Raw genomic sequence first — 19,981 nt, forward strand, 5'->3', positions numbered from 1 at the left:
AAAGCTGGCTACCGTCTCTCTGTCCCACCCGCCTTCGTTTCTCCTGGGTGTTTCCCTTGGTGCGCTGGTGTGATTCCAGCTGGAAAGGTCAGAGGTTCAACGGCGTTGATGACATGCAGCCCTGGACAAACCTTTCACAGTGTCGGGACTGAAGGTCAAACGAAGGGTGGACCGACAGGGGGGCTGAGCGCTCCTGAAGCTGAGGGGCGACTTCGGGCCCCAGCCGCACGCCCTGCGCTTTACTCGAACTTAACACGGGCGTTTCACAGTACAACCGTGGAGCGGCAAGGACGTGGAACCAGCAACAGGGCAGGCCGCGTTACACAGCACTGGGCTTCTGAGCGCTGACTCCCGACACTGGTGTGCCGAGCACGTCAATTTTCCCCACTGACCATTCCTCAGGAGGCCACCATGACCCACGCGCATCATTCATCCGACGCGGCCAGGCTGGAGGTGGCGCTGCGCACCTGCCACAGCGGCACCGACCTGCAAGGCGCAGACACCTTGATTCGTCAGCGGCCAGGCGTGACGCAGGTCCACCTGGACCGCACCCGCAGTGTGGCACACGTGCAGATTGACCCGGCGGTGACGGATGAAACGCGCCTCCGGACCCAGCTGGAGGCCGCTGGGTACCTCTGCACCTGTGAACGCGCGTCGGCCGCCGCGTCAGGGCACGCACACCACCCGCAGACCTCACACGCCGGACCTGCCCCAGCGCCGGGCGGGCACGCGGACCATGCCGGACACGGGGACGCACATGCCGGGCATGGGGAAGCGATGGTCACCGACATGCTGCGACGCTTCACGGTGTCACTGCTGCTCACCATTCCAGCGGTGCTGTACTCCCCGATCGGAGAAGCCATCGGTTTTACGGCCATGCCGCCTTTCGGCCTGGGCATGAATGTCTTCGGGCTGCTGCTCACCACGCCCGTCGTGTGGTGGGGCGGGTGGCCCTTCATCTCCGCCGCTTGGCGCGCCCTGCGGCGGGGCGAAGCGAACATGATGACCCTGATCGCGCTGGGCATCCTGGTGTCGTACGCGTACTCGGTGTGGGCCACCCTGGCGCTGGGCTCGCAGGAGGTGTTTTTCGAGGCGGCCGCGATGCTGACCACCTTCTCCCTGCTGGGCCACTGGCTGGAGATGCGCTCCCGGTTTGCCACGGGCCGGGCGGTGGAGGCCCTGCTGCGCCTGGCACCTGCGACCGCTCGGGTGATCCGGAACGGCGCTGAAATGGAACTGCCGGTCGAACAGGTGGTGACGGGTGACCTCGTGGCTATACGCCCGGGTGACCGCGTACCGGTGGACGGCGAGGTGATGAGCGGCACGTCCTTCGTGGACGAGAGCATGCTGACCGGGGAGCCGGTGCCGGTTGAGAAAACGCCGGGGGCGAGGGTCGCTGCGGGCACCGTGAACCAGAACGGGGCGTTTCAGTTCCGGGCCACGGCCGTGGGCGTGGACACCGCCCTGGCGCGCATCGTGCAGCTCGTGCAGGACGCGCAGGCGAGCAAAGCGCCCGCGCAGCGTCTGGCGGACACGGCCGGGAAGTACCTGGTGTTCGTGGCGCTGGGCAGTGGCCTGCTGGCCTTCCTCGCGTGGACACTGCTGGGGGAGAACCTGGTGTTCGCCCTGACAGCCGCCGTGTCCGCCATCGTGATTGCCTGCCCGGACGCCCTGGCGCTGGCCACGCCGACCGCCATCACGGTGGGGGTGGGGCGGGGCGCACAGGCGGGGGTGCTGTTCAAGAACGCCTCAGCACTGGAAGCGGCAGCGGGCGTGACCACGGTGGTGTTCGATAAGACGGGCACCTTGACGGAAGGCAAGCCGGCCCTGACGGATGTGGTGCCTGCAGCGGGGGTCGCCGAGCATGAGCTGCTGCGCCTGGCCGCGTCCGCCGATCAGCCCTCCCAGCATCCGCTGGCCGACGCGATCGTGCGCGGCGCCCGGGACCGGGGCTTGACGGTGACCGCACCAGAGACCTTCGAGGCCGTGCCGGGGCGGGGGGTGCAGGCGACGGTGGATGGGCGGCAGGTCTGGATTGGCAACCGGGCGCTGATGACGCAGGCCGGGGTGAGTGTCGCGGCCGCGGAAGACCAGGCGGCGCAACTGGCGTCAGACGGCAAAACCGCCATGTTCGTGGCCGCAGATGGGCAGTTCCTGGGACTCGTGGCGGTGGCGGACCGCGTCCGTGAATCGGCCCGCGCGGCGGTGGCCGAACTCCAGGCCCTCGGTGTGCGCACCGTCATGCTCACCGGCGACACCGAGCGCACCGCGCAGGCGGTGGCGCGGCAGCTGGGCCTGGACACGGTGATTGCGGACGTCCTGCCTGAGCAGAAGGCTACGCAGGTGCAGGCCCTGCAGGGCCAGGGGCAGCGGGTGGCCATGGTGGGGGACGGGGTGAATGACGCGCCGGCCCTCGCGCAGGCCGAGGTGGGCATCGCGATTGGGGCCGGCACGGACGTGGCGGTGGAGACGGCGGACGTGGTGCTGGTGAACAGTGACCCGGCAGCGGTCGCGGCCAGCCTCCGTCTGGCGCGGCGCGTGCAGCGCAAGATCCGCCAGAACCTGTTCTGGGCCGTGATCTACAACGTGCTCGCCATTCCGTTCGCGGCGGGCGTGCTGTACCCGGCGTACGGGGTGCTGCTGCGCCCGGAGTGGGCGGCGCTGCTGATGAGCGTCAGCACCCTGATCGTTACGGGGAACGCGCTCCTGCTTAACCGGGGGCGACTGGGGCAGGCCACCTCTGGGTGACCTCAGTGGTCGTCGTGGCCGTCCTCGCCGCCTTCCGGGTGGGCGTCCGTGTGAGGCTCGGCGTGGGCGGGGGCCGCCTCGGGGGTCTGGGCGGCAGGCACAGCCGTCTCCGTGACCTGGGCCGCAGAGACGACAGATTCAGCGGGCGCGCTGTGCCCAGCCACGGGCGTGGGCTCAGACGTGGCGGAGCCGTGGGCATGTCCAGCCGTGCCGGGCACGGTGATGGCCCGGCCGATGGTGGACAGGCCGCCAAACAGAAGGGCGGCGACCGCCACCGTGCCGCCCATCAGGGCCGGCAGCTTGGGGCCAAGCGTCACCCCTTCACGGCTCAGGAAGGCCAGCACCGCCAGGATCAGACCCACCGGAATCAGCACGGAGGAATAAGCCGGGTTATCCAGGTAGTGCTGCACGCCGCCGGTCATCATGCCCATGCCCACGGAGAGGACAAACGACACCAGCAGGAACGCGCCCAGGTTCGTGGGGCGGGTGTTCTTGCGCAGCACGAATTCCTGCAGGTAGTTGCCCACCGTGAAACACACGACGCCCAGCACCGCGAGCGCCAGGTAGTACGCGGTGTTCTCCCCCAAGCCGAGGTGCACGATGCCGCCGGCGATGAAACTCGTGGAGGCCAGCAGGAGAAAGTACGCAAAAAACGGCAGCAGCAGCTGACGGCGGACGGAAGTCTCACTGCGGGACGTCGGTTGGGGGAGGCTCACAAAAAAGGACCTTAGCGGCGGCATGTAAAGCTCTTGTAAAGCTTTAATGAAGGTCGCCGACCCGGTCCTCAGCTGCGTGAACGGGTGCTCAGGAGCAGATTCGCCTGTCTCCCAAGACGTTGAAGAGTGGGGCAAACAGGAAGAGGGCGTGCCTGAACATTGCTGCCACGAACACGCCAGTTCCTGGTTCACGACGGGCTTAAGGCTACCTCTACCTGCTCGCCTCTTATGCAAAGAGACTGACCCCTGTTCCTCCCTGGGCCACGCTTCTGGGCTGGAGTGCTGACTCTTCGTCCTGTCACCTGCGAGCTTCACTTCATTTCTGGAGTTTAAAACTGCTAAAGTAGAGCCGTTGGGAGTGCCTCCCTACCGGCCTGGGCCCTGGACCCAGCCGCCAGCGCCGCCGATCACTTGACCAGGGGTCAAGGCGCTCATGTCCAGGGGACATGGGCGCAGATCGCCCGCCCACCGCGCCGACCAGGCGGCGTGGTCCCCACGAGGCAGTGCAAGGCACCGCAACGTGGGCTGCTTCCCGGCAGGCCACGGCCCATCAGGGATGGACGTGACCCAGCAGACCGGTGCGCACACCAAGGGTGAGCGCCCGCCGGACCTGCCCAGAAGGCTGTGAGACATGACGCAGACGTTTTCCCCCACCCGGACCGTTCCTGCCCTGCCCGGCACGTCGCTGCTCGGCCTGAAGGCAACCACCCTGCTCGACCTGGGCGACGCGGTTCACGCGGGCTTCAAGCCCACCACCCTGCAGCGCCTCGCGCAGCACATCGGCCTGTCCATCGGTGAAACACTCGCCCTGATCGGGCTCAGTGACAGCACGTACCACAGCTACCGCCGCAATGGACGCGCGCTGAGCCCAGACGTGAGCACCCACCTGTACCAACTGGCGCGCGTGACCGAAGCGGCCGAAGCGTACTTCGAGAACGCGCCGGCAGCCCACGCCTGGCTGCAGACCGCCCGACCCACGTTTGGCCACCGGACCCCCCTTCAGTTCGCCCTCCTGCCTGGAGGTGCCGAGTACGTGACGACCGTGCTGAGCAGACTTGAGCACGGAGTCTACACGTGAGCCTGACCCTCCACCGCATCAGCAAACTCAAGTACGCCACCCTACAAACTCTCGACGCGCACGGCCTGGGCGCCGCGCAGTACGGCGGCCGCTGGAACAGCCCCGACCCCGCGCTGGAGCATGACCGGCGCATCATCTACGCCAGTGATACCCTCGCCCAGGCGACCCTGGAAGTCATCGTGCACGTGGACAGTCAGGTGCTGCACACCGTGGCCCATGGGCACGTCACCCTGGAGGTGGACCCAGCCGGCATTCTGGACCTCGCGCCCGGCGATCTACCCGCCACCTGGAATGCCCAACCGGAAACCCCGGCCACGCAGGTGATCGGGGACGAGTGGTATGACCTTCAGGCCTCACCAGTCCTGCGGATTCCGTCCGCAGTGCTCCCTCTCTCGGTTTTCGCGCCCGGCCAGGCCAATTACCTGATCAACGCGCGCCACCCGCAGGCGGCGGCCATGGTGCGCCTCCTGGGCGCTGTGCCCCTCACGTTTGACCCTCGGCTGTAACCGTCCTGTGCAGGGCGCTCCCGTCACCGCTCAGCCGCTCTGACACCATCGGCAGCAGGCGCGGGGCCCGCCAGGGGGGGGCCCCGCCGGCGGCCGAGGGAGTAGGGCCAGCCCCGGTGGGGGGGTTGAACCCCGAAGGGGAGGTTTGACTCGTCAAGTTCCGCCACGTTTCTTCCAACATTGAAGCAATGGCCCGCTGGGCTGAGGCGTCAGGCGCCCCGGTTCCAGACATGCTCCGCGCGGACACGGGTCAGCACCGAGACTCACGCGGCCATCAGTCCGAAGCAGATTACGGCGGCATCGCACGCCGAACCCGTTAAGTGAAATGCGGCCCGTAAGCGTGAACCCATAGGCTTCTGGTCCAGCATCAGCGCCGGCGCCCGTGGTGACGGCCGCTTTCCGTTTCTCCCGCACCGCAGGTTGCCGTGTGGCTGCGGCGTTCGTCTCTGTAGCATAGGGGATGCCGCCCCGGACCCTCTTCTTGCAGCCATCCCTTCGACAGTTCATTGACGAGCGGCGTCAAGCGGCCCTGAAAGAAGCCAATCAAGTCAAAGACCAAGACCTGATGTACGGCGACCTCAACGAGATCGCCATGCAATTAGCGGCGAGACACCGCTTGGACACGCCACGTTTCGGAAAACCAAGTGTAGACGCGCCGAAAGCAGTCACGCTCTCTGCCGACGATGTGCAGCGGATGCCTGAGGCGTTTTCGCTGGCGCTCTGGCCAGGACGCGCCAGCTACCCAGGTGTGCGCGTCACTGTCCGGGTGCCTTTTGAAGGGCACCCTGAACTGTTCAAGTACCAGCCCAGCAGTTTCAATATGAGCCGGCATTGCAGTAGCAATGAGCCGGAGAATCGGGGGTTCACCCGCCCGTTCATGGGGACGTTGGCCAACGCGGGCTGACGACACAGCGGCGTGCGTGTGCGGCGGCTGTCTGCCTTCACCAGAGGGCCGCCACGGTCTCGTCGGAGGCAGCTCACAGCCAACGCGGCACCCGCGCGCGGTACGCGACATACGCCTCCCCATGCACGCCGTGCAGGTAGGCCTCCTCGAGCCGGACCTGAACCTGCATCAGCACCTCCCCCGCCACCAGCAGCGTCAGGGTCACCGCCTGTGGCGCGGCCAAAAACAGACCCAGCAACATCAGGCGCATGGCCAGGAAGATCGGATTGCGCGAGCGGGCAAACACGCCGCTTTGCACCAAAGCGGTCCGCGCCCGCGCATCCAGTCCGATTCGCCAGGACGCGCCCATCTGGGCCTGGGCCACCAGGGTCAGCCCCAGGGCAGCGGCCATCAGGAGCCAGCCCCCACCCTGAAGCGCGGGGCTGACCAACCAGGGCAACGTCCCCACCAGCTCTGCCGCTTGAGGTACGGCGGCGAGTCCCCCCGTGGTCAGCAGGACAGCGGCCATCAGCAGGCGCATGGCCGCGCCCACATACCCCTGCGGACTGTCATCCTGGGGCAACACGTATGGATTGATCCCGGTGCGTCGCCAGACCAGCACTGAGCGCCAGACGAACGCGAGCAGCAGGTAAAGCAGGGTGAGGGCAAACAGCGCTGGATACAATACTTGAGATTCCATATCTGAGCATACATTCATATATAGAGCCAAGCAAGGGGCCCAGAGCGCGTCTCCCTGGGCCGGTCCTTTAAAACTTGACGAAGAAGGCGGTGAAGTACATCAGGGCGACGCCGACGGTAAAGCCGCCCAGGGTGGACCAGCCCACCAGGGGCGCGCCCAAGGCCGCCGTGTTGCGCGCCACCAGGCGGCTGACTTCCCAGACCACCTGCACGATGGCGCCCACCCCCACCGCCAGGAACACGGTCGCCAGCACCGGATTGAAGGCGAAGCCGCCCAGCCAGGTGCCCAGGATGGCGGGTCCACCAGCGATCAGCGCCAGCAGGGCAAACTGAGTGAGCCTGGGCCTGTGGCGCACGACGGGGGCCACGATGCCCACCCCCTCCGTGATGTTGTGCAGGGTGAAGCCCAGAATCAGGAAGGTGCCCAGCGCCGCTTCGCCCAGCGCAAACGCCGCCCCAATCGCCAGGCCCTCGCCAAGGTTGTGCAGCCCGATCCCCGTGGCGATGCGGTAGGACAGGCCCAGCGGCGCGTCCTCGGGCTTGCGCTTGCCCCCCAGGGCCAGCAGGACCCCCAAGGTCAACAGGGCGATCAGCAGCACGGCTGGGGTGCCCTGCCAGAAGGCGGGCAGCGCGGCCGCGAACGCCTGCGCGTCCAGGTAGGTGCCCACCGCGAGGTAGACGAGCAGGCCCACCGTCAGGGCCAGAATGAAGTTCATGGCCGGGGCACTCAGGCGGCGCATCCAGGGAAACCAGAGCATGCCCAGCAGCACCGGCACCACGCCCACATACAACCCGACCAGGCCGAAGCGCACGAACAGATCGCGGCCCGGCTGCGGGGTCAGGGTGGCGACCGGAATCTCTGCTTCGAACACCGTGCCCAGTGAGGTCAGCAGCGCCACGTTGTGGGCCTCGCCCTCCACCCAGGGATAAGGAATCGTCAGCGTTGCGGTGCCCAGGCGGGGAATGGCCCCAGCGGGCCGGGCCGTGAACGACCAGAACGCGTCATCCACCATCACCTGCGGAATCGTGACGGCCTGCGGGCCGTCGTTGATCACCTGCACCTGAATGACGCCGCGCTCGGGGAGGGTCACGCGGCCCACCTTGACCTGCTCGACGGGCGGCCCCTGAAGCGTCTTGAGCCCGCCGCCGGTCGCCACCAGATACGCAAGCACCGCGCCCAGCAGCAACAGCGGCACCAGGGCCAGGCCCCAGAGACTGGCCCAGCGGCCGCCCCCCACGGCCGGCGCACTCACGAGCGGCCCCCGGCAGCGCCTTGCCGACTGCGCTGGTCCCACCCGGCATCCACGCCCGCCGCTTTCAACGCGGCGGGATAGGCATCTGGCTCCACCACCTGAAACGAGCCCATCCAGCCGAGTTCGGTGAACTCGCTGATGTGCGGGTGGAACATGAAATTGCCCGTGAATTTGTACTTGAATTCCAGGATCCCGCGCTGGCCCTGCGCCTGCATGATGGTGTCCACGATGCGGCTGGTAGGTTCCAGGGTGGTGCCGGTGTCGTAATAGTTGAAAAAGTTCGCGTGCAGGTGGAACGAATTGATCAGATCAAACTCCAGGATGTTGATCAGGTAGATGCGAATGAGTTCCCCCTTCTGCACGGGAATGGGCCGGCGCGCGAACTCGAAGCCCACCGTGTTCACCGCGTAGATCTCATTGGCCCCGTCAAAGTTGGTGTCGAAGGCGTTTTGCACCATCACGAACTCGCGCGCGGGTGGCCGCCCCTCCTTGGGGTCCACGATGAACGCGCCGTACATGCCCTTGTGAATGTGCCGCTTTAGACTGGTGGCGTGGCAGTGGTACAGGTGACAGCCGAAGGGCTCAGCGTCGAATTCGTACACGAAGCGCCCGCCCGGCTGGATTTCACCGGGCCCGGCGCCCGGCACCCCGTCCATTTCGGCCGAATGCACGCCGTGAAAGTGGATGGTGTGCGCGTGAATGGTCGCGTTGATGAACGTGATGCGCAGCCGGTCGCCTTCCGTGCAGCGCAGGGTCGGCCCCGGCACGCGGCCGTTGTAGGTCCAGGCGGGGAAGAAGATGCCGGGGGCAATCTCAATCTCCTTGTCCTGCGCGATCATGGTGTACTCGCGCAGGGTCTGGCCGTTCGGGAGGGTGCTGACCTTGCCCCAGTCCCAGTCGGTGAGCATCGCCATGGGGTCAAAGCCGTTGCGCTTGTGGTTCACGGCGCCCACCATCAGGTTGTTGCCGTGCCCAGCGTGGGCCGTGGTGGAGGGTACTGGGCTGACTGGGGCTGTTCCCGTGTGCCCGGCAGGGTGGGTCCCACCCTGCCCCAGTGCCGCGCTGCCTGCCAGCGCCGCAGCGCCGCCTGCCCCCACGCGCAGCACGTCACGCCGGGACAGCAGGGACCGCCACCAGCTCACCGCGTCACCGCTGGATGACCGACCAATCTGAATTTTATGTTCAACATAATTGAGTATTAGTCTTGCCTAAAATATTGTCAAGGCGTGCCATACTTTTCGCATGCCCGGGCACACCTTCTCCCCGTCCGTGGAGGACTATCTCAAACAGATGTACCTGCTCGGGCAGGGCGGGCGCGTCTCCACCCAGGCCCTGGCCGACGCGCACGGCGTCAACCCGGCCAGCGTGACCGCCATGCTGCGCCGCCTCACCGAGCGGGGCCTGGTCCGGCACGTGCCCTACCGCGGCGCGCACCTCACGCCCGCAGGCGTGCGCGCCGCCCTGAACGTGTTGCGGCGCCACACCCTGCTGGAACTGTACCTGCATGAAGCCCTGGGCTACCCCATGAGCGACGTGCATGAGGAGGCCGAGCGCCTGGAGCACGTGATGAGTGAGGGGCTTGAAGCGCGGGTGACCGCGTGGCTGGGCCATCCCGTCATTGATCCGCACGGTGACGCCATCCCGGGCAGTGACGGCCACCCAGCGACCGGGTCTGGACTTCGCCTCACGGACGTGCCCCTGGCCACCCTGGCCCGCATCATTCAGCTTCCCCATCAGCCTCAGGCGGCGCAGGCCCTTCAAGTCCACGCCCTGAGGCCAGGCGTCAGGGTCACGGTGCGGGCACGCTGTCCAGGCCTGGGCACCCTGACCGTTCAGGCAGAGGGCGCAGGCCAGCCCGTGGTCCTGGCTGAAACCGTGGCCCGCCGCATTGGTGTCACCCTGACATAACGGCTGAGAAGCAGCGTGCCCGCACCACGAAGCACCGGACGGCCAGGAAACCGTCCGGTGCCCGCGACGCGTGACTGGCCTTTCAGGCGGGGAGGGCCTCACAGCGAACCAGTTGATTCTGTCGGTTTATTGGGGTTTCAGAGCAGCAAAGCGTGATATGCGAGTGCCTCGCCGGGGGACATGCTCAAGCCAGGCTGCGACACGCATGAGGTTGATTGCCGCCGCAGTCGCCACATGTTGCACATGGGTTTTCGCTTGTCCCCGATACCTTGACCGGCGCAAACCCATGGTCCGCACGCCCAATGAGTGTGTCCCCTCAATGCCGGCACGGCGTGTATAGACCTTGCCCCACTGGACGCTGGTCTCCAATGCCCGGCCTTCCTGAATCGCCTCATGCTGCGCCTGCCCCCGTAACGACAGTTTCCGCCCAGCCGATTTCACTCTGGTGCAGCGCGCTTTGACCGGACACTTCTGACAGTCCCGTTCTCGAAATCGCACTTCAATCAGGTCATACCCGCGCTTTTCCCGCAGGTTTTTCCAATAGTACGAGGTGTGTCCCTGTGGACACACGGTTCGCTCCTTGGCCCAGTCAATCTGAAACGCCGTCACATCGTAGCCTCCTGACCGTGCCTGCCAGCTGGCGTTCTGCCGTGCTGGCCCAATCACCCGGACCCCATGGTGCTCTTTCGCCCGAACCACCAGATCGCCACTGATGTAGCCGCCATCCAGCAAATGTTCCTCTGGGAGCAGCTGGCGTTCTGCCAATGACTGATGGATGTCGTCGATCACCTGATAGTCCGTGAGGGCGGCTTCCGTGGTGCGCACAGCAGTCATGACATGAGGCGTGTCCTCCTCGCAGCTTTCGGTGAAATGCACCTTATAGCCCGACCACTTGAGGCCCCCTCTCGCCCCGTACCCCGCTTCCGGGTCATAGGGTGAGTTGAACCGCTCACGCGCATTGGTCACCATCCCGTCCTGCCACCGCACGTCTCCGTCCACCTGCGTGAACTGCAGGGCCCACATCCGCCGTAAGGTCTGCACGGCTGGCAAGTCGCCGAGCTGCACGTGGGCTGTGCCGTCGATCTGAGTCAGGAGTGCAAAGCCATCCTGGCCAATTTGACAGGCATACGCGTGGCCCTCTTCCTGGCCTTTCGGCAGCCGTGCACTCTCCAGCCGTTCGCCGTACCTTGAAAACCACTCCGGTGGGCACCAGGCCAACCACGTTGGTTGGATGGTCGCAATCGCGTTTAGCGCAGCCCTCAACGTTTCCCCCACCGATTCCAGGCGAGTCAGGGACCGGACGCGGGCCAGGACATGGGTTGAGTCTGTCCGTTGCCGGCCACGCCTCTTGATCAGACCCCGGTCTCGAAACTTGCTCAGGAGACCATCCAGCAACTGCCCTTCAGCGCTTCCGGCAATGAGCCTGGACCGAAACTCGCTCAGCACGCTGAAGTGAAAGCCAGGATCGTCTAGGGGCAGGCCCAGGAGATACTTCAGGTCGATGCGAGCCCGCACCTGATCGGCAGCCTGCCGGTCGGTCACACCTTCCAGAAATTGCACCACAGTGATGAGGGCCAGGCGCCACGGCGGCAACGCGGGCCGACCCCGTCTCGAAAACAAGTCCTGGAAGGCACCATCATCGAAGAGTTCGCCAAACTCGTCTCGAAGGCTGAGATACAGGTTGCCCTGAGGAAAGGCCATGTGGGCGATGCGTGCCGTGTCTTCGGGAAGGGAGAGGGAATTGGTTGGACGCAGCATGATTGAGTGTGCCCCACCATCTGTCAGACTCACACCCAACGGCACATCACTGAATAGAATAGATGGGTGACCACTCTGACTGCGCCTCCGGTGCTTGACCAGCTTAAGGCGCTTGCACAAGACACCCGATACGACCTGGTGCGTCATCTGGCTCAGGGCGAACACTGTGTTTGCGACCTCGAAGCCCTGCTAGGCTTACCTCAATCCAAAGTCTCTTACCACCTGGGCATCCTCAAAGAAGCGGGCCTCGTGACGGCAGAACAGCGCGGAAAGAATACGTACTACACGCTGCGCCGCGAACCCCTGTTCCGCATTGGTGGTCACCTGCTCGTGGATCTCTTCCCAGATCACGTCGGCTTGACACATCAACCGAAATCGGTGTGTTAACGTGGCCGGGTGCCCCGTGTCCTGATTCTCTGCACCCACAATTCCGCCCGCTCCCAAATGGCCGAAGCCCTCACCCGTAACGCGGCCCAGCGCCTGGGCGTGGACCTGGAGGTGCATTCCGCCGGAACCGAAGCCACGCGGGTCAAAGATGACGCTAAAACCGTGATGGCCGAACTGGGCATTGACCTGTCGACCCATATCAGCAAGACCCTCTGGGATGTGCCTGACGCACAGAACTTCGACTACGTCGTCACCGTTTGTGACAGTGCCGCTGAAGCGTGCCCGGTGTACCCCGGCAAAACCAACCGGCGTCACTACCCGTTCACGGACCCCAGTGGCGGCAGCCTGGACCGCTGGCGCACCGTACGCGACCAGCTTAAAGTCCAGTTCGATGCCTTCGTGCAGGCGCTGAAAGATGGCGAGGACGCGCCCCCCACCTACGAAGACAGTCCTGCCGTCACGGTGGCCTGAGATGACGGTGCCCCTGTCTCGCGCCGTCACCGCTGAAGGCATAGGCACCTTTGCCCTGGTGTTCTTCGGGCCTGGTGCGGCAGTTGTTCAGGCACAGACGGGGGCTCTCGGGCACCTCGGGGTCGCGGTGGTCTTCGGTCTCACGGTGACGGCCGTCATTGCCGCCCTCGCCCCCATCAGCGGCGCACACATCAACCCAGCCGCTACGTTTGCGCTGACGCTGGCTGGAAAGTTCCCGAAGGCGCGTGTGGTGCCCTACGTGGCCGCTCAGTTGATCGGGGCGACTCTGGCGGCCTTTGTCCTGCTCGCTCTGTTCGGCATGAAGGGCAATCTGGGCGTCACCGTGCCGGCTGGCAGCGTTATGCAGGCGTTCGTTCTGGAACTGATCCTGACCTTCTTCCTCCTCCTGGTCGCCCTGCGGTCGGGATTGCCTTGGGTTGTGGGCGGTGTGGTGGCCCTGGAAGCCGCCATGGGCGGCCCCATCACGGGCGCAAGCATGAACCCGGCCCGCTCCTTTGGTCCGGCCTTGGCCAGCGGCATCTGGACGGCCCACTGGCTGTACTGGGTTGCCCCTTTGCTTGGTGCGGCGCTTGCGGTCGCGGCCAACCACCTCCTGGCCCCCACTGAACCAGTCGAAACCCAGCCCCGCAGGGCCCAGGAATTTGTTCCTGAAGGAGAAACTGCATGACCGACGCTCCCCGCCCCATCCGTGTGCTCTTCCTCTGCACCGGCAACACCGCCCGGTCCCAGATGGCCCAGGTGCTGCTTGAACACCACGGGGGGGACAGGTTTCAGGTCACCTCTGCTGGCCTGGAACCAGGTGAGGTGAATCCCCTCACGGTGCAGGTCCTCAAAGAGCAGGGCTTCCCAACGGAGCACCTCCAGGCCAAGGGTGTGCGGCCCTTGATCGCGGAGCACTTCACCTACGTGATCACCGTCTGTGACCGTGCAGAAGCAAATTGCCCCAGCTTCCCGAATGCGACCTACCGATTGTCGTGGTCGTTCGATGATCCAGCTGCGGCCACAGGTACTGAAGACGAGCGCCTGCAGGTGTTCCGCCGCGTGCGGGATGAGATTGACGCCCGCGTGCAGGCCTGGGTCGCGGAGCGCGCATGAAGATTGCGGTCTATGGAGACGTACATGGCAACCGTTTCGCTCTGGAGGCGGTCGTTGAAGACATCAAGGCCCACCAACCGGACGCCTGGGTCAATCTGGGGGACCAGCTCTTTGGTGGTGCCGACCCCGCTGGGGCGTGGCAGCTTCAACAACAGCTCAAAGCCGAGTACGGCGTCCTGGAAGTGCGGGGGAATACCGATGAGCGCCTGGGGCAGCCGCTCACCGAGACCACCGAAAAGCGCGAGATGCTGGCCTGGCTCCATGAGCAGCTCCCCGAGGGTGCTGGAGCGTACGTGGCTGGCCTGCCCACCTCCGTCTCCTTGGCCGACGGTCAAGTCCTGGCCGCCCACGGGACCCCAGACTCCGCCTGGACCTACCTGCTGCGCGATGGCAACGCCTGGGCACATGACGACTTGGTGCAGGAACGGCTGAGCAACCCCGGGAACGCCCGTGTCGTCATCGTGGGCCACTCCCACCTGGAACACCTTCGCCAGATAGGTGCCTTGACCGTGGTGAACGCGGGTGCGGTCTCCCGGCAGAAAGACGGCTCGCCCCTCGCCCGCTGGGTGCTGCTGGAGGGTGAAGGGGGCGCATGGAACGTCACCTTCCGGCGTGTGCCCTACAACATTGAGGCGGCGGCTCAATGGGCCGACCAACACGCCTATCACGGCACAAAAGAAGCCACGCAGCTCCGGACTGGAAAGGACTCAAAATGACCCAGCACTACGACGTGGTGATCGTCGGCGGCGGCCCCGCCGGCCTGACCGCTGCGATTTACACCGGCCGCGCCAGCCTGAAGACCCTGATTCTGGAAAAGGGCCTGCCCGGCGGCCAGATTGCTCAGACAGAAGAAGTCGAGAACTACCCCGGTTTCCCCGAGCCCATCAGCGGCATGGAACTGGCGGGCCGCATGCAGCAGCAGGCCGAGAAATTCGGCGGCGTGATCGAAATGGACGAGGTGCAGGCCATCGTGCGCGACGAGCACGACCACGAGTATCCCTTCACGGTGACGGGGTACGGCGGCACCTACCGCGCCAAGGCCGTGATTCTGGCCACCGGGGCCAACCCCAAGCGCCTGAACGTGCCCGGCGAGGAGCACTTCTGGGGCAAGGGCGTCAGCACCTGCGCCACCTGCGACGGTTTCTTTTACCGGGGCAAGAAGGTGGTCGTGGTGGGCGGCGGCGACGCCGCCGTGGAAGAGGGCCTGTTCCTGACCAAGTTTGCTGACGAGGTGACCCTGATTCACCGCCGCGATACCCTGCGCGCCAACAAGGTGGCCCAGGCCCGGGCGTTTTCCAATCCCAAGATGAAGTTCATCTGGGACACGGCGGTCGAGGAAATCGAAGGCGAGGAGAGCGTAACCGGCGTGCGCCTGAAAAACCTCAAGACCGGCGAGGTCAGCGAGATGGCCACCGACGGCGTGTTTATCTTCATCGGTCATGTGCCGAACACCGACTTCGTGAAGGACACCGTGAAGCTGCGCCCCGACGGCTACGTGGACGTGACCGACGAGATCTACACCAGCGTGCCCATGCTGTTTGCGGCCGGCGACGTGAGTGATTACATCTACCGCCAACTGGGCACCAGCGTCGGGGCGGGCACACGCGCCGCCATGAGCGCCGAGCGCGCCCTGGCCGCCCTGGAAGTCGAAGCCGAAACTGCCGCAGACTGATCAGGCGTCTGGCGTTTCCCCTTCTTCAAGTTTGAAGTCCTTGAAGAAGGGGATGCGTTGTTCAGGCAGGGCTTCGTGTTCAGTATTCCGGCCGAGGAGCGGACGCTGTTCCAGATACAGCCGCTCCTCCAAAGGATCAAGCAACGTCCCTGATGACGTGGCGTCCACATACAAGATGGGCAGAGGGTGCCCAAGATCTCCCTCTTCATCGACGCCCAGCACCCGACTGAGTGGAAGAATGGTCAGGATCACGAGTTCCGCCTGATTCTCTTGTGGAACTCGCTGCTGCCAAGCGGCATGGTAGGCGGCGTAGGTTGGGTCGAAGGTTCGGTCCTGACCATACAGGGTGCGATGTGACCTTGTCGGCCAGGAGTGATCAAGAGCGTCCCACTCACCTGATTCTGAATCGAGATAGGCGAAGTGACGCCGCAGTTCAAGGACCAGGTTGTCACGCATGTTCAGACACTGCACCTGATGAATGGCCCAAGGGGGATTGACGTCAAAGTCTGGAACAGCGGCAATGTCAGGGTAACGATCATCATCAGCGATCCGCAGGAGCACCTCTGTTCTGACGCGTTTGGTTGGCCCTCCGATCACGCGACCCACCCGTTTTCGCAGTGCCAGCATGGACTTCAACTCACTCTGCTTGGTGCGTTTGCGTGTTTGCAAGCTGATCCCAAAATACGCGAACAGCAGATGGTCATTCTTGGGCTGGAAGAGCATGTCTTCCAGCTCGGCCTTGCCCCACAGCTGGAACTCCTGCACGCCTGTCCCGATCAGGGCCAGGCGGAAGGCGTCATAGGCTTTCTTGCTGAAGTCACAGGCGGCCGCGAGGATGAAGCCGTAGGGCATATCCGGGCCCTGCACGCTCTCCTCCACGTAGCGCCGGACCTGCGTGGGGCCAATGCGCTTCTCGCGCTTGCACTGAATGATCCACTGGCGCCCAGGACTCACAAGGGGCGGGTCATCGTCATCGGATTCCTCAGGCAGGGGCGTGCGGCCCTGCTCGAACGCCCGAATGTCGATGCCGTCATCTGCGCCGCCCCGGCCAGTTGCCTCAATACTGGCCCATGACCGGAAATCATAAGCGAGTTGGCGCACCAGATCTTCAAAACGGTGCGGCTCCAGGTCTTCAAAGTGCAGAGGGTTGAGCGTTCGAGTGGCGCGGGCCATGGGTCATTCGAGCACACGAACCGTTGCTATTCGCCTCCAATGTCGGGCAAGCAAGGGCGAGAGCAGCTCAATCATGCTTGCTCCCATTGACAATCCTCTATGCGTTCTGTACATTACATCCATGGACTTCGATGGAACAGCGGTGGTATTCAAGGCGTTGGGGGACGTACACCGCCTCAGGGCCCTTCACTTCCTCGCCACCGTGGATGCCGGCTGCTGCTCCACCGGGCAGGGCGTGTGTACCTGCGACGTCCAGCAGATGCTCGGCCTGACCCAGCCCACCACCAGCCATCACATGAAGTTGCTGGTTGAGGCTGGTCTGGTCGAAACCGAGAAACGCGGGAAATGGACGTACTACACGCTCAGCGCCAAAGGCATGCTGATCGCCCGCACCGCTCTGGATGGATTGCTGGCAGCCGTGCCGCAGCAGCAAAAGGAGGCCGTATGAATCCCATGACCCTGGAGATCCTCGCCCGTGAGCATCATCAGCACCTGCTCTGGGTCGCCCGGCAGCAGCGCTGCGCTCACCTGGCCCGGCCGTTCACCTTCAAGTGGCCCTGGCCATTGAACGTCACTGCCCCTGCGGCTCCCTCCTGCGCCACCTGCTAATTTTTTACCTTTACTCATCGAAGAACGTCTATAAGGAGCCCTGCGATGACCCAGACCCTGACTGCCCCGATTCCCGGCCTGAGCGACCTCACCACGACTCAGGAGCTGATGACAGCCCTGAGAACCTTGCCCCAGCGGCCGCTGCAATTCCATCTCCACGGCGAAGTCCTGGTGCCCGCTGGATACCACGTCACGGAAGTCAAAGCCGTGACCATCGAAGCGATGGACTGCGGCGGGAAAGCCTCCTCCTGGCGCGAGACGGTCATTCAGCTGATGGATGGCTCTGCGGAGGAAGCGAAGGCTGGGTTCATGACCAACCGGAAGTTCCTGGCGATCTACGACCGCGTGGTCAAGCACATTCCCGTGCGTGATGAAGCCGAGGTGCGCTTCGAGTACGGGAATGCCACGACCCCCGCGATGCAGTACCACGTGACGCACGTTGATATCGCGTCTGAACAGATCACGGTGCACCTGCGGACCCCTGGCGTGCAGTGCAAGGCGGGCGACAGCTGCGGCACACCGGCCGAGGCGACGTCCGATGGCTGCGCACCGGACTCTGGCTGCTGCGCCCCTCAGGCCCCCATTTCGCTGGGCTGATGATGGCCTCGCCAGCGTCCACGCGTCCCGTCGTGTGGACGCTGGCTCTTTTGTGCACGGTGAGCTACGGCGCCCTGTATTACGCTCAGCCGCTGCTCGCCGTCGCCACGGAACAGGCTTACGGCTGGACCCGGGTGCAGACCGGCTTCGCGTTTACGGCGGCGCTCCTCGTGAGTGCCGTCCTGGCACCCTGGTTTGGCCGTGTTCTGGACCGGCAGGGTGGACGGCTGCTGTTGAGTGGGGGTGCCCTGAGTGGCGCCGTGGCCTTTCTTGTGCTGAGCCTGACGGACCACTACCTGCTGTTCCTGTTGGGGTGGCTGCTCGCTGGGTTCGCCATGACCCTGACCTTCTATGAGGCGGTGTTCACCGTCTTGGGGCAGCAGGTCTCAGAGGCCTTCCGGACCCGGGCCACCCTCACGGTCACCTTGGTCGCTGGACTGGCCAGCACGATCTTCGTGCCGCTCACGACGGTGTTGTTGCACGGGGCTGGGCTTCGGGTCACCCTGCTGGGATGGGCTGGCCTGCTACTGGTCATGGCGGCGCTGGTGTGGCGGGTGATCCCAGAGCATGGCCAGGCCAGGAGGATGCGAAGCCATGCGTCGTTCACCCCTGACCCCGCCGCCCTGCAGTTGGCCGCCGGGCTGACGCTGGCCCGGATCGTCACGGTGGGCGTGGGCCTGCAACTCGCGCCGCTGCTGTTGGCATCGGGCTCCAGCCCGGGAGAGGCCGCCGCATTGACCGGCCTGCTGGGCCTCAGCGCCCTGCCCGGACGGGTGCTGTTCGTTCCCTGTGTGAAGTGGGTGGGACCGGCACCACTGACTGTGATGCTGCTTGGCCTGTTGGCTGTCGGATCATGGCTGCTTCTGAATGCGCATACCGGGGGCAAAGTGACGGGCATTGTGCTGTTTGGGTTAGCCAGCGGCGCCCTCACCCTGGCCCGGTCAGAGTTGTTGGTCCGTGGGTATCCGGCAGCCGTGTATGGAGCAGTCAATGGCTGGCTGACCCGGCCTGTCAATCTGGCGCAGGCCGTCACGCCGCTGGTGATGAGTGGGTTGTTCACCTGGACCTCAGGCTATGGCCTGTCCTTGATGCTGTTGGGTGGCCTGGGAGGCATCGCCGCCTGGTTCGTCAGCAGCTATGCCGCAAAGACCGGCACACAACTTGGAGCCGCCGAACTTGGCCTCTTGGAATAAAACGACAGAATCACCAGTTGAACCGCCGTGCGGATATTGGGATGACCCGCATTGATCAGGTAATTGGCCTGTCCAGGGCCATACACCGTCAGCGGCAGAATCACAGACGGGACGCGCAGGACGGGTGAACTGCCCAGGTCATACCACTCGTCTCCAATGATTTGGGTGGCTGGGCTCAGGGGAGGGTCGTTCCAGTTGGGAGGCAGCGCCGAGGCGGGCAATTCGGCGATGGCATCTGGATCCACCGCGAGCGTGACATGCCCGTGGGGCACCCGGTGCAGCGCGCCGCTGCCCACTTGAACAATCACCTCCAGCAGGGCTTGCCCCAGGGTGTCACTGGCGTAGATGATGCGGCGGTCAAACTCGAGCGCGCGATCGGCACTGTTCCAGCGACCGCCAAACTTTGCGGCGCCGAAGCCATGGTCGGTGAGGAGGGGTTGGGTGGCGTACTGCAGTTTACTGACGCGGTGGAGGGTCAGGGTCACGTGTAGACGCCGTGCTCAAGCCTGCTCAGCACGGTCGTCACGTACTCGGCGCCTTCGGGCGGAAGGGCAAACTGAAGGGGGGTGCGGTGGCCAAAGGTGGCGCGCGGCGTCTGCAACCAGACGTGGGCGGCGTCCTTGTGCTCGAAGTACCGCTCCGCAGCTTCCGTCACCCGGGCCAGGTGGTACAGGTGCGTGCTGACGTCCGCGCTGAGTGCGCGGCCGGTGCGCCGGTAGCGGTGGTACGTACTGCTGCTCAGTTTCAGCAGTGACAGGGTCTCGGCCAGGCTCAACCCGAGGTGCGTGCCCAGCCGCTCGACAGTGGCTGGACTCAAGCCAGCATGCACCGCTTCACCAAGATCCAGGAGGGTGGTGGCCTTCAGCCCGAGCAGTGCGGTTCCGGGCAGGACAGGGGGGGTGCGGGTGGGCGTAAACGTCTGGGTCATGTTGTCAGCCTTCAGGGCGAGGAGAGCGCAAGCCGCTCCAGGCGGCGCTGGTCTCCCCTGCGAGCAAACCCCCGCTAGACGGAGATTGACCTGCCGGGAAGCGAACCAGATCCGTGTGACCAGAACAGGGACGTGGTGACAGTGCCAACCCTGGCGGGGCACTGTGGGCTCGCGGCCTGTTCGTGGGCTTCCAGAGCCCCCGAACCCTGACGCCAGGTCAGGTGACCGGCACCGCTGGCGAGCGGTCCAGGGGCCGCTCGACTGGCAAGACCACCAGTGACTTCAG

At 65.0% G+C, this 19,981-nt stretch carries 23 protein-coding genes; 15 read left to right on the forward strand and 8 right to left on the reverse strand.

Annotation, left to right across the window (positions count from 1 at the left end):
• The first annotated feature begins 411 nt into the window (after nucleotides 1-411).
• Nucleotides 412-2,748: a heavy metal translocating P-type ATPase gene (locus C8263_RS16445; protein ID WP_107139220.1), complete on the forward strand. Its 2,337-nt coding sequence runs from the start codon at nucleotides 412-414 to the stop codon at nucleotides 2,746-2,748.
• Nucleotides 2,749-2,750: 2 nt separating this feature from the next.
• On the opposite strand, the gene C8263_RS16450 is transcribed toward C8263_RS16445, so the two are convergent.
• Nucleotides 2,751-3,464 carry a hypothetical protein gene (locus tag C8263_RS16450; protein ID WP_107139221.1) on the reverse strand — a complete coding sequence of 238 codons (714 nt, stop codon included), beginning with the start codon at nucleotides 3,462-3,464 and terminating at the stop codon, nucleotides 2,751-2,753.
• 631 nt (nucleotides 3,465-4,095) lie between these two features.
• Between C8263_RS16450 and C8263_RS16455 the strand changes: the two genes are divergently transcribed.
• From C8263_RS16455 to C8263_RS16465, 3 genes are all read left to right on the forward strand, one after another.
• Nucleotides 4,096-4,542 (forward strand): Xre family toxin-antitoxin system antitoxin, encoded by a 447-nt coding sequence (locus tag C8263_RS16455; RefSeq protein ID WP_058979633.1) that lies wholly within the window; start codon nucleotides 4,096-4,098, stop codon nucleotides 4,540-4,542.
• Nucleotides 4,539-5,048 (forward strand): RES family NAD+ phosphorylase, encoded by a 510-nt coding sequence (locus C8263_RS16460; RefSeq protein WP_107139222.1) that lies wholly within the window; start codon nucleotides 4,539-4,541, stop codon nucleotides 5,046-5,048. The genes C8263_RS16455 and C8263_RS16460 overlap by 4 nt, the downstream gene beginning before the upstream one ends.
• A 481-nt stretch (nucleotides 5,049-5,529) precedes the next feature.
• A complete protein-coding gene (locus C8263_RS16465; protein WP_158263838.1) occupies nucleotides 5,530-5,952 on the forward strand; it encodes a hypothetical protein in 423 nt (140 codons plus the stop codon).
• Between the two features lie 73 nt (nucleotides 5,953-6,025).
• Here the strand turns inward: C8263_RS16465 and C8263_RS16470 are convergent, their stop codons facing one another.
• The 3 genes from C8263_RS16470 to C8263_RS16480 all read right to left on the reverse strand — a co-directional run bounded on the left by C8263_RS16470 (nucleotide 6,026) and on the right by C8263_RS16480 (nucleotide 9,025).
• Nucleotides 6,026-6,631 carry a methyltransferase family protein gene (locus C8263_RS16470; RefSeq protein WP_107139224.1) on the reverse strand — a complete coding sequence of 202 codons (606 nt, stop codon included), beginning with the start codon at nucleotides 6,629-6,631 and terminating at the stop codon, nucleotides 6,026-6,028.
• A 67-nt stretch (nucleotides 6,632-6,698) separates the two neighbouring features.
• Complete coding sequence (locus C8263_RS16475) at nucleotides 6,699-7,883, reverse strand: ZIP family metal transporter (RefSeq protein ID WP_199188435.1); 1,185 nt, start codon at nucleotides 7,881-7,883, stop codon at nucleotides 6,699-6,701.
• On the reverse strand, nucleotides 7,880-9,025 hold the full coding sequence (locus tag C8263_RS16480) for a multicopper oxidase domain-containing protein (protein ID WP_107139225.1): 1,146 nt from the start codon (nucleotides 9,023-9,025) through the stop codon (nucleotides 7,880-7,882). The genes C8263_RS16475 and C8263_RS16480 overlap by 4 nt, the downstream gene beginning before the upstream one ends.
• Nucleotides 9,026-9,125: 100 nt before the next feature.
• Here C8263_RS16480 and C8263_RS16485 point away from each other — a divergent pair, with 100 nt between their 5' ends.
• The gene (locus C8263_RS16485; protein ID WP_107139226.1) at nucleotides 9,126-9,791 is read left to right on the forward strand and encodes a metal-dependent transcriptional regulator; all 666 of its coding nucleotides are present in this window, start codon (nucleotides 9,126-9,128) and stop codon (nucleotides 9,789-9,791) included.
• A gap of 126 nt (nucleotides 9,792-9,917) precedes the next feature.
• Here the strand turns inward: C8263_RS16485 and C8263_RS16490 are convergent, their stop codons facing one another.
• Entirely contained in the window at nucleotides 9,918-11,552 is a 1,635-nt protein-coding gene (locus C8263_RS16490) for an IS1182 family transposase (RefSeq protein WP_107139250.1), read from the reverse strand.
• A gap of 63 nt (nucleotides 11,553-11,615) precedes the next feature.
• Here C8263_RS16490 and C8263_RS16495 point away from each other — a divergent pair, with 63 nt between their 5' ends.
• From C8263_RS16495 to trxB, 6 genes are read left to right on the forward strand one after another with little or no spacing between them, the layout of a single operon-like run.
• Complete coding sequence (locus C8263_RS16495) at nucleotides 11,616-11,936, forward strand: ArsR/SmtB family transcription factor (protein WP_107139227.1); 321 nt, start codon at nucleotides 11,616-11,618, stop codon at nucleotides 11,934-11,936.
• A 9-nt stretch (nucleotides 11,937-11,945) separates the two neighbouring features.
• Nucleotides 11,946-12,407 (forward strand): arsenate reductase ArsC, encoded by a 462-nt coding sequence (locus C8263_RS16500; protein WP_107139228.1) that lies wholly within the window; start codon nucleotides 11,946-11,948, stop codon nucleotides 12,405-12,407.
• Between the two features lies 1 nt (nucleotide 12,408).
• Nucleotides 12,409-13,095, forward strand: coding sequence for an MIP/aquaporin family protein (locus C8263_RS16505; protein WP_107139229.1), 687 nt, complete (start codon nucleotides 12,409-12,411; stop codon nucleotides 13,093-13,095).
• Nucleotides 13,092-13,523, forward strand: a complete 432-nt coding sequence (locus C8263_RS16510; RefSeq protein WP_107139230.1) for an arsenate reductase ArsC — start codon at nucleotides 13,092-13,094, stop codon at nucleotides 13,521-13,523. The genes C8263_RS16505 and C8263_RS16510 overlap by 4 nt, the downstream gene beginning before the upstream one ends.
• The gene (locus tag C8263_RS16515; RefSeq protein ID WP_107139231.1) at nucleotides 13,520-14,239 is read left to right on the forward strand and encodes a metallophosphoesterase family protein; all 720 of its coding nucleotides are present in this window, start codon (nucleotides 13,520-13,522) and stop codon (nucleotides 14,237-14,239) included. Before C8263_RS16510 ends, C8263_RS16515 begins: the two co-directional genes overlap by 4 nt.
• Nucleotides 14,236-15,195 carry a thioredoxin-disulfide reductase gene (gene trxB, locus C8263_RS16520; RefSeq protein WP_107139232.1) on the forward strand — a complete coding sequence of 320 codons (960 nt, stop codon included), beginning with the start codon at nucleotides 14,236-14,238 and terminating at the stop codon, nucleotides 15,193-15,195. Before C8263_RS16515 ends, trxB begins: the two co-directional genes overlap by 4 nt.
• Here trxB and C8263_RS16525 read toward each other — a convergent pair whose 3' ends face one another.
• Nucleotides 15,196-16,368 (reverse strand): restriction endonuclease, encoded by a 1,173-nt coding sequence (locus C8263_RS16525; protein WP_107139233.1) that lies wholly within the window; start codon nucleotides 16,366-16,368, stop codon nucleotides 15,196-15,198.
• 121 nt (nucleotides 16,369-16,489) lie between these two features.
• Between C8263_RS16525 and C8263_RS16530 the strand changes: the two genes are divergently transcribed.
• Genes C8263_RS16530 through C8263_RS16540 form a run of 4 tightly spaced genes read left to right on the forward strand, consistent with a single transcriptional unit; the run spans nucleotide 16,490 to nucleotide 18,767 of the window.
• On the forward strand, nucleotides 16,490-16,816 hold the full coding sequence (locus C8263_RS16530) for an ArsR/SmtB family transcription factor (protein WP_107139234.1): 327 nt from the start codon (nucleotides 16,490-16,492) through the stop codon (nucleotides 16,814-16,816).
• 5 nt (nucleotides 16,817-16,821) lie between these two features.
• On the forward strand, nucleotides 16,822-16,977 hold the full coding sequence (locus C8263_RS19380) for a hypothetical protein (RefSeq protein WP_158263839.1): 156 nt from the start codon (nucleotides 16,822-16,824) through the stop codon (nucleotides 16,975-16,977).
• Nucleotides 16,978-17,022: 45 nt separating this feature from the next.
• A complete protein-coding gene (locus C8263_RS16535; RefSeq protein WP_107139235.1) occupies nucleotides 17,023-17,574 on the forward strand; it encodes a DUF6428 family protein in 552 nt (183 codons plus the stop codon).
• Between the two features lie 2 nt (nucleotides 17,575-17,576).
• Entirely contained in the window at nucleotides 17,577-18,767 is a 1,191-nt protein-coding gene (locus tag C8263_RS16540) for an MFS transporter (RefSeq protein ID WP_233218874.1), read from the forward strand.
• Here C8263_RS16540 and C8263_RS16545 read toward each other — a convergent pair.
• Nucleotides 18,710-19,252, reverse strand: a complete 543-nt coding sequence (locus C8263_RS16545; RefSeq protein WP_107139237.1) for an RES family NAD+ phosphorylase — start codon at nucleotides 19,250-19,252, stop codon at nucleotides 18,710-18,712. The genes C8263_RS16540 and C8263_RS16545 overlap by 58 nt on opposite strands.
• A complete protein-coding gene (locus tag C8263_RS16550) occupies nucleotides 19,249-19,695 on the reverse strand; it encodes an Xre family toxin-antitoxin system antitoxin (protein WP_107139238.1) in 447 nt (148 codons plus the stop codon). The genes C8263_RS16545 and C8263_RS16550 overlap by 4 nt, the downstream gene beginning before the upstream one ends.
• Nucleotides 19,696-19,981: the final 286 nt, after the last annotated feature.

The sequence above is a fragment of the Deinococcus arcticus genome, assembly GCF_003028415.1.
GTDB lineage: Bacteria > Deinococcota > Deinococci > Deinococcales > Deinococcaceae > Deinococcus > Deinococcus arcticus.

Excerpts from the sequence above, each read along its gene's own strand:
- C8263_RS16445 (WP_107139220.1), top strand. The coding sequence starts at position 412 with ATGACCCACGCGCATCATTCATCCGACGCGGCCAGGCTGGAGGTGGCG.
- C8263_RS16455 (WP_058979633.1), top strand. The coding sequence starts at position 4,096 with ATGACGCAGACGTTTTCCCCCACCCGGACCGTTCCTGCCCTGCCCGGC.
- C8263_RS16470 (WP_107139224.1), bottom strand. The coding sequence starts at position 6,631 with ATGGAATCTCAAGTATTGTATCCAGCGCTGTTTGCCCTCACCCTGCTT.
- C8263_RS16485 (WP_107139226.1), top strand. The coding sequence starts at position 9,126 with ATGCCCGGGCACACCTTCTCCCCGTCCGTGGAGGACTATCTCAAACAG.
- C8263_RS16505 (WP_107139229.1), top strand. The coding sequence starts at position 12,409 with ATGACGGTGCCCCTGTCTCGCGCCGTCACCGCTGAAGGCATAGGCACC.
- C8263_RS16510 (WP_107139230.1), top strand. The coding sequence starts at position 13,092 with ATGACCGACGCTCCCCGCCCCATCCGTGTGCTCTTCCTCTGCACCGGC.
- C8263_RS16515 (WP_107139231.1), top strand. The coding sequence starts at position 13,520 with ATGAAGATTGCGGTCTATGGAGACGTACATGGCAACCGTTTCGCTCTG.
- trxB (WP_107139232.1), top strand. The coding sequence starts at position 14,236 with ATGACCCAGCACTACGACGTGGTGATCGTCGGCGGCGGCCCCGCCGGC.
- C8263_RS16525 (WP_107139233.1), bottom strand. The coding sequence starts at position 16,368 with ATGGCCCGCGCCACTCGAACGCTCAACCCTCTGCACTTTGAAGACCTG.
- C8263_RS16530 (WP_107139234.1), top strand. The coding sequence starts at position 16,490 with ATGGACTTCGATGGAACAGCGGTGGTATTCAAGGCGTTGGGGGACGTA.
- C8263_RS19380 (WP_158263839.1), top strand. The coding sequence starts at position 16,822 with ATGACCCTGGAGATCCTCGCCCGTGAGCATCATCAGCACCTGCTCTGG.
- C8263_RS16535 (WP_107139235.1), top strand. The coding sequence starts at position 17,023 with ATGACCCAGACCCTGACTGCCCCGATTCCCGGCCTGAGCGACCTCACC.
- C8263_RS16540 (WP_233218874.1), top strand. The coding sequence starts at position 17,577 with ATGGCCTCGCCAGCGTCCACGCGTCCCGTCGTGTGGACGCTGGCTCTT.
- C8263_RS16550 (WP_107139238.1), bottom strand. The coding sequence starts at position 19,695 with ATGACCCAGACGTTTACGCCCACCCGCACCCCCCCTGTCCTGCCCGGA.